Annotated in this window: 6 protein-coding genes; 4 read left to right on the top strand and 2 right to left on the bottom strand. The window is 69.1% G+C overall.

All coding sequences use genetic code 11. The features are described from left to right. Positions 1-314, bottom strand: a 314-nt coding sequence (locus tag MJ797_RS24900; RefSeq protein WP_239341874.1) for a hypothetical protein, incomplete at its 3' end; no start/stop codon positions are given. 914 nt (positions 315-1228) lie between these two features. On the opposite strand from MJ797_RS24900, the gene MJ797_RS24905 reads away from it, so the two are divergent. From MJ797_RS24905 to MJ797_RS24920, 4 genes are all read left to right on the top strand, one after another. Further along, positions 1229-2554: an NlpC/P60 family protein gene (locus MJ797_RS24905; protein WP_239341878.1), complete on the top strand. Its 1326-nt coding sequence runs from the start codon at positions 1229-1231 to the stop codon at positions 2552-2554. A gap of 969 nt (positions 2555-3523) precedes the next feature. Continuing rightward, the gene (locus MJ797_RS24910) at positions 3524-4306 is read left to right on the top strand and encodes a glycosyltransferase (RefSeq protein WP_239341880.1); all 783 of its coding nucleotides are present in this window, start codon (positions 3524-3526) and stop codon (positions 4304-4306) included. Continuing rightward, positions 4293-5501: a glycosyltransferase gene (locus MJ797_RS24915; RefSeq protein WP_239341882.1), complete on the top strand. Its 1209-nt coding sequence runs from the start codon at positions 4293-4295 to the stop codon at positions 5499-5501. Before MJ797_RS24910 ends, MJ797_RS24915 begins: the two co-directional genes overlap by 14 nt. Then, on the top strand, positions 5461-6636 hold the full coding sequence (locus MJ797_RS24920; protein ID WP_239341884.1) for a polysaccharide pyruvyl transferase family protein: 1176 nt from the start codon (positions 5461-5463) through the stop codon (positions 6634-6636). The genes MJ797_RS24915 and MJ797_RS24920 overlap by 41 nt, the downstream gene beginning before the upstream one ends. On the opposite strand, the gene MJ797_RS24925 is transcribed toward MJ797_RS24920, so the two are convergent. Beyond that, positions 6603-7259 carry a TetR/AcrR family transcriptional regulator gene (locus tag MJ797_RS24925; RefSeq protein WP_239341886.1) on the bottom strand — a complete coding sequence of 219 codons (657 nt, stop codon included), beginning with the start codon at positions 7257-7259 and terminating at the stop codon, positions 6603-6605. The genes MJ797_RS24920 and MJ797_RS24925 overlap by 34 nt on opposite strands. Positions 7260-7686 lie beyond the last annotated feature (427 nt).

The following is a 7686-nucleotide window of genomic DNA, read 5'->3' on the forward strand; positions in this document are numbered from 1 at the left end:
CAGGCCCCGGCCCCGGCGCCGAGCCCCAGCCCGGCGCGGCGTAGCCGCCGCTCGTCACCCGGCGCGATGGCGCTGCCAACCGCCAGGCTGGCCGTCGGAACGTGTAACAGCAGATACAGAGCGATGAATGTGACAAGCTCGGCATAGTCACTCGGGCTCAGCAGCCGCAGCGCGACGATCGAGAAGAGCAGGTTGCCGCCGCCCGCGCCGAGCTGGCCCGCGATGACCATGATCTGCTCGGTCGCGATCCGGCGACGGGGCAGCGAGATGCTGGCGGCGCTGGCGAGCGTGGCGTTCTCGGCGGAGACGGTCATGCGATCCCCTGGCCGGCCGGCCGGCCGCGGAGCCTGCTCCGGTGGGCCGTCCTGATGAACGCGCCGCGTGGTGGCCCGCCGTACCGTGGCCGGCACTGACCGGCCCCATCCTTCGCCATCGATTGCTCCCCCCTGAGAGCGGCCGGCAACAGGGGACGCGGCGTCGCGGGGTGGGGGTGCGCACCACCCGGGCGACTCCCCGAGCCGCCTCGCGATGCACGCACTCCAACCCCGTTCCTTGCTCCACGCGTCTGTTGCCGGGCGCTTTTGATCTTTGTGTCGTCGGCGGCGCGCAGGAGATGCTCGCACCGCCGGCCCGAAACGGGCGCGGGGCTACCAGCAGGTGAATGGAAATGCCACAGTCAATGCATGCTCGCCTGCGACGTGTCGTGAAAAAATCTCCATGCGCGGCCCCGCCGCGTCCCGATCTGTTGCTTTCCCTGCCCCAGCCCGTTCCCCGCGGCCGGCGGAGATCGGCCCGATCACGGGTCTCAACTCTGTCCTCACCGCATTTCCTGGTCGTCTCGCCGCGGCAAATTCTCCATGGCCGGCGGGTGGCCAGTTGGTGGTGTTGGCGAGTCTGCATGATCAATAAAAATGCGGCCGACTGACTGGCTGGAGCGATGCCGCTCCCGCCGTATAACCTATGGAAGCGCAGGGGCGCGCGAATCGCCTACCGGGGGATAGCGGATCGCTTACAGGGGGGGATGGCCGGCCGGCAGCCGCATGGAGAAATCGGCGGGTAAGAGCGCCCGGCAATAGGGGAGTGGATCAAGGAGTGGGGCTGGGGCACGCACATCGCAAGGCGGCAGTGATCGGTTTTCCGTGCGGTATCTCCCCGCGACATGCCCGGGGCAGCGGCCGCATTCCTGTTGGTGTCGGGAACTGAAAGCGGTCCGGCTGAACGGAGGAGCATGCGGGCACAGGGGGGCGGGCACGAGATGCGGCATCTCGTGCGCATCATGCTGGCCGCCAGCATGGCGGTGTACGGGCTGGGTGGCTCCGAAGTACCCCTGCCACGGTCCGTCTCGCCTCCGCAGCTCCTGGCGTCGGTGAGCGGGACGGCCGACGTTGCCGGTGGCTCCGGGCTGTCCGGAGGCTGGGCCCGGCAGCCGTACAGCACGCTGCGGGCGAACCTTAGCGATCTTGTTCGGCAGGCGCACGCGATGCCGGGGCTCGGCGGTGACCAGCTCAATGCGCCCGACCTGGCCCGCTGGCGTACGGTCGTGCGGGCCCCGGACGTCGCGGGGCTCGGTCCGTCAGCACAGGCTCGCGCGGCGCTGCTGTTTGCCCTCAGCCAACTGGGCCGGCCCTATGAGTGGGGGGCGGAAGGCCCGGATTCGTATGACTGTTCCGGGCTCACCCAGCGGGCGTTCGCGAGCGCGGGGATCCTTATCCCCCGGGTCGCCGCGGACCAGGCCCGGGTCGGCCAGGCCGTCCGGCTGGCTGAGCTGCTACCCGGTGATCTTGTTTTTTACGCCTACGACACCTCTGATCCGGCAACGATCCATCATGTCGCGATGTATGTCGGTGGCGGCCTGGTGATCCATGCGCCGCAGACCGGAGACGTGGTCCGCATCACACCGCTGTGGCTCGACGGCTATATCGGCGCGGTCCGGCTCTCGCGGGCCATACGCGGTACGGGGATAACCACGGTCGGCCCGTTCACGGTGCCGCCGCCGCCCGCCGACGGCGCGGCGGTGGATCCGCTGGCGATCCCACCGCTGCGCAAGGACCCCGGCGGCGGTGTTGTCGCGGGCGAGTCGCCAACCGTCGCACCGGCGGCAGGACAGGCCGATCTCGCCGCTGGCTTGCCCACCGAGCCGATGCCCACCGGCCCCACTCCCGCCCTGATGCCCACCCCGGGCGGCCCGGCCGACCCGACGCCGACACCAGGTGACGTCGCGCGGCCAAGCGTGGCACCGAGCCCCAGCGGACCCGCATCGGCCGCACCCGAGCCTGGGCCCACCGCGGCCACGGTGTCCACCGCGCCGGCTGCCTCCGTGTCCGGGCAGCCGGCTGCTGCCGCGTCCCCTGCCGTCACCCAGCCGGCGTCCGCCGCCTCGCCGACGCCGGCCGCGACCGGGCAGCCGACCGTTTCGCCATCCCCTTCGCCGTCACCAGCGGGCAGCAGACCGCCTGCCAGCACGCCGGTGCCGCCCGCGGCGACCACGACAGAATCACCATCGGCTGCTCCTTCCGCGGCGGTCACCACCCAGGCGTCGGCGACCGCTGGGTGAACCGCCCAACGCGCTGGAAGCGGTGGAAGTCGCGGGTTTCTGGCTGAGAAAACTGCCGTCGGCGGCCAGCGCGCCGCCGGCTTGGATCGGGGGCGGGCAATGAACGTGAGTCGACCGGTGAGGCCGTGTGGGGAATGCGGCCATGAGTGGCGGCTGCATCGCCGCGGCGAGTTGCTCGTCTGCTGCGATGTGATGCACTGCCAGTGCCGGCTGCTGGTCGGCGACTATGCGGGCCAGCTTGCTCTCGGGCCGTATGAGTCAGTGCCGTGCGCGGTTGGCTGCGGCCGCGTCGCCCAGCGTGGGGATATTCGCTGCCGGCGTTGCCGGGGGGCGCTTCGCCGCCATTCGCCCGCAGCGCCGCCCCGGGCAGACGACCAACATCCGGGATGGCGGTCCGCGGCCGTGTGACAGCGGCGTTCGGCTGGTGTTGTTTTCAGCGCGCCCGACAACAGGAGACGCGGCGTCGCGGGGCTGGGGTGCGTGCCCCAGCCCCGCTCCTTGAGCCACGCCTCTGTTGCCGGGCGCTCTTGGGCGGCTCTTGTTCTGGCTCTTGCCGGGCGATCGGTGGGCGTGGATCGACCGGGCTGCTCGAGGCGGGCCATGGCCGGAGTTCTGAACGTTTATTCATTCGCTGTAACGCATCGTAGCGTTTCGCTTGATTTCCACCCGGAGTTTCGGATACGGACACCATGCCCGGAGCAAAGAGCCATGCAACCGCAACTCTCTCGTTTCTTGGCAGTCACGACCAGGAAACTGGCTGGGTAGAGCCTGGCTGAGAATTCTGCTGATGAGTGTGTCTAATGTCGGGACCCACGGGGGAGGGGGCGGGCGGATCAGACCGCACCGCGGCCGGCGGCCGGCCGTTATCTGCCGTGCGCTGTCAGGGCCGCCGAATTTTTGCTATAGCTCTGGTGGCCTGCCGGCGAGTTTGTTTCCGGCTTCCGTCGGTTCTCCTGGTAAGGGAGCTCAATGCGTCTCGACATCATTATTCCCGCGCATAACGAGGAGCATCGGATCGGTCGTACGCTCGACAGCTATCTGCGTGCGCTCGACGCGCCGGGCTTTCGTTTTTTCGTGGCGCTGGATCATTGCACCGATGGTACCGCGGCAATCGTCCGGAGCTATCAGGCCGTCGATGACAGGCTGCGGATGTACCGCTACCCGAAGCTTGGCAAGGGTGGCGTGATAACGGAGACGCTCCGGCGGGCCGACGCGGGACTCGTCGCCTTTGTCGACGCTGATCGCGCCACCCCGCCGGGTGAGCTGCTGAGGCTCGCGACGGTCGCCCAGGACGTCGGCGCGGCGGTGGCCAGCCGGTGGCATCCGGCTTCGTTGCTGCCCGTGGCCCGTCCATTGCGGCGCCGCGCGGCAAGTGTTGGCTTCGCGATGCTGGTTCGGCTGATGTTCAAACTGCCCTACTGGGATACGCAGTGCGGCGCCAAGGTGTTTCGGCGGGACGTCCTGGAGCAGGTCACGCCGTATCTGTCCGCCCGCGACTTCCTCTTCGACGTCGACCTGCTGGTCGTCGCCCGCGCCCTGGGGTGCGAGGTGGCGGAGGTGCCCACGGTCTGGATCGACCAGCAGGGGTCGCGGCTGGACCTGCTCGCGGACAGCCGGCGGATGGCCGTCTCCCTGTTACGCTTGTGGCTGCGGCATCGGATACTGCCGGTCCCGGCACCCGCCCGCGACGAACCAGCGGTTGCCCCGGTATCGCTCGCGGCAGGCCGGCGAGCTGTCGATGTCGCGGCCTGACGTCGCGCTCGTCGCGCCTTATCCACCGCGCGGCGCGAAGCACGCCGGGACGAGCGGCGTCGCCTCCTACGCGGCGAACCTCGCGACATCACTGGTTGACGCGGGCGCGACGGTCGCGGTGGTCGCGCCCAAGCTCAACGTTCGTGAATCGGCTGCGGCCGCTCCGAGCGGCGAGCCAATCCCCACCGTGCATCGAACCTTTGGCAACCGGCCGTGGTCGCTGCTGGCCGCATGGCGCTCGGCCCGCGAGACCGGGGCTCCGATCATCCACCTGCAACACGAGCTGTTCCTCTACGGCGGGGCCGCGGCACTGCCGTCACTGGTGACGGCGCTGTCCGCCCGGCGGCGTGGCCGCCCCGCGGTCGTCGTCACCATGCATCAGGTTGTGTCACCTCAGGACGTCACCGCGGAGTACACGCGGATGCACCGGGTGGCCGTACCGGCGGCGGTGGCGCGCGGCGGGCTTGCCGGCCTGCAACGGGTGGTGAGCGGGCTCGCCGACGCGGTTGTGGTCCATGAGCGTGCGTTCACCGATGTCGTACCGTCCGCCGTGCTCATTCCGCACGGGATTGAGGAGCTCGTCACCCCGGACCGCGGGGCCAGCCGGCTCGCGCTCGGCCTGGACGGTCGGCTGACCGTTCTCTGTTTCGGTTTCGTGGCGCCCTACAAGGGCCTTGAGCTGGCCTGCGAGGCGGCTGTACTGGCTGGCGGCACCGTCCAACTTGTGGTTGCCGGCGGTGACCATCCGCGGATGACCGGAACGCACAGCTACGCGGACGCGCTTCGCGAGCGGTTCGCCGACGCAGTGCGGTTTGTCGGATATGTGCCGGAAGAGCAGGTCGGTCACTGGTTCGGCGCCGCCGACCTCGCGTTGCTGCCGTATCCGAAGCCGCATGCGAGCAGCGGCGTGCTGGCGCTGGCTTTCGGTTACGGAACCCCGGTGCTGTTGTCGCGGGCACTCGCGGACTGCGTCGGTGCCCCACCGTTGATGACCATACCGGGAACACCGGCGGAGCTCGCGGAACGGCTGCGCGAGCTTGCGCGGGACCGCGCTCGGCTTGACCGGATCCGCGCGGCGAACGCGTTCCTCGCCGACGGTAGGTCCTGGCCCACGGTGGCCGGCCGCCATCTCGACCTCTACGAGGAGGTGACCGGTGGCAAGGGTGCTGTTGGCCGGCGCGTTCGGACAGCGTAATCCGGGCGACGAAGCGCTGCTGGAGGCGTTTCTGCGGGCGCTGCCCGGCTGCGACTTCGTGGTCACCACGGCGCGTCCGGGATGGACGGAACACACCTATGGATGTGACGCCGTCGGCAGCGATGATCCGTGGGCGGTCGCCCAGGCTCTGCTGAGCGCGGATGTGGTCGTTCTCGGTGGCGGCACCATCTTCAAGACCCTGCACCCGAGCGCCGGCCGTGCGGCGCGTTCGTTGTTGGTGCGTTCACTTGCCTTGGTCACCTCGGCACGAACGCTCGGACGCAGGGTCGCCGCGGTCGGTGTAGGCGCGGGTCTCCTGACCGACCCGCTTTCGCGACGGCTTGCGCGGGAGCTGGTCCGCCGTATCGATCTCCTCGTGCTGCGCGACGAGGAGTCAGCTCACCTGCTGCGCGGCTGCGGCGCCCCGACACCGTTCCGGGTCGGTTCGGACCCCGCGTGGACGCTGTTGAACCCACCGCTGAACCCACCGCCGCACACCGGCGGTCGGCACAGCGACCGGGAGGATACCGTTCTGGTTGCGCTGAGCCATCTGGCAGCCACCGGCAAGGAGCTCTGGCTGCTGCTCGACCGGCTCGCGGAGGCTCTCGCCGAGCAGAGCGCGAACGGGCTGCGGGTGCTCCTTCAGCCGTGGCAGGTCGGTAGCACGGGTGCGGACGACCGCGAGATGGCGTCCTATCTGCGGGCCCGGCTTGCGGGCAGCACGGTGCTGGCACCACCGGCGGACCTGGCCGAGGCACGGGCCAGCGCCGCTTCGGCCAGGTTGCTCGTGGCGATGCGCTTTCATGCCCTCCTCGCCGGTGCCGCCGCCGGGACCCCTGTGGTCGCGGTCGCGCACGAGGCCAAACTCGCCGGCCTCGCCCGCCGGCTCGGCCAGCCCGCCGTCCGGCCGGACGCGTCCGCGGGCGAGCTGGCGGGCGTTATCCGGCGGGCCGGCGCCGGCACCGCAGCCGGCACGTCACCGACGAGCGTGCGGGCGGAGACCGCGCAGGCCGAGGAGGGTTTCCGGCTGCTGCGGCTGCTGATTGACCATGAACGCTGGGATGAGACCGACACTCTTACCGGACTTCGGCTGGAGGCCGCTCAGTGGGCGGTGAGCCCGCCGGAACGGGTCTGAGCGGTCCTGTCCGGCGTGCTCGTCCCAGGTGGCCGGAGCGCGGGCAGGATCATGAAAACTGTGAGGGTGGCGTATCTGGCTGCGGCTGGCAGAACATCCGGCCGGGACATATGGGTGAGCAGCGCGTACTGGCTGCATGCGCCCAGCAGAACCGCGGCGGCGACATCGGGCTCGACGTCCGGATTGATTCGGTCGAGCTGTTGTTCCTGCGCCAGATAGAACGCCACGCCAGCATGGACCGCGGACAGATCCCGGCGATCGGTGACGAGTCTCGTCCGGACCGCCGCGTGCAGCTCGGTGTCGGTGAACAGTCCTCCGGCCAGCGGTAGATACTGTGCGAAGAAAGTGATTGCGGACCGTGACAGCTCCTCGAGGTTGCCCTGTACCGTCCCCCGGCCGATACAAAACCTCAGCTGGTCGAGAGCGCTGTCGAGGGTTGGTAGCCCCTCCAGCATCACCGCGGTGATGAGGTCCGTTTTGTCGGTAAAGTGATTGTATATGCTGCCCACGGCCACGCTGGCTTCGCGCGCAATCTCCTTGGACGTCGCAACGGCCAGCCCGCGCGTGCGAATAACCTGGGCCGCCGCTTCGATGAGCCTGTGTCGCATGAGCTGACGTGGCACCCGTCGCCTCCGTTTTCCCCCGTCAACGACGGCTACTCGGTCGCTGTACCAGACCTTGGAGGATAGGAGAGGATGGCCCGGAAAATATTATCGCCGGACAAAACGATGGTGTCCGGGACGTGAACGTCGTTCGCGAAACCGCGATCAGGCGAACCTGGCCGATGTTCAGGGACTCGTCAAAGCCGCGGTGATGGAACTATAGCAGATCGTGATGTAAGTCCAGGCCGGGGCTGGGGTTCTGTTCGTCGCTGCCGATGGTGGGATATGCTGGCGGTTTTCGTTGGCTGCTATGGTGACGCAAGTGTATCTGTGAGCAGAACCGGCGCTAAGAGCGACCGGCAATAGGGGCGTGGATCAAGGAGCGGGGCTGGGGTGCGTGCATCGCGAGGCGGCGGAGGGAGTCACCCTGGTGTTGGGTGGCGACCCA

Source organism: Protofrankia sp. CiP3 (genome assembly GCF_917627345.1).
GTDB lineage: Bacteria > Actinomycetota > Actinomycetes > Frankiales > Frankiaceae > Protofrankia.

What these genes read in the sequence shown, in the direction of transcription:
- MJ797_RS24915 (WP_239341882.1), top strand. Translation starts at nt 4,293, where the DNA reads ATGTCGCGGCCTGACGTCGCGCTCGTCGCGCCTTATCCACCGCGCGGC.
- MJ797_RS24905 (WP_239341878.1), top strand. Translation starts at nt 1,229, where the DNA reads ATGCGGGCACAGGGGGGCGGGCACGAGATGCGGCATCTCGTGCGCATC.
- MJ797_RS24910 (WP_239341880.1), top strand. Translation starts at nt 3,524, where the DNA reads ATGCGTCTCGACATCATTATTCCCGCGCATAACGAGGAGCATCGGATC.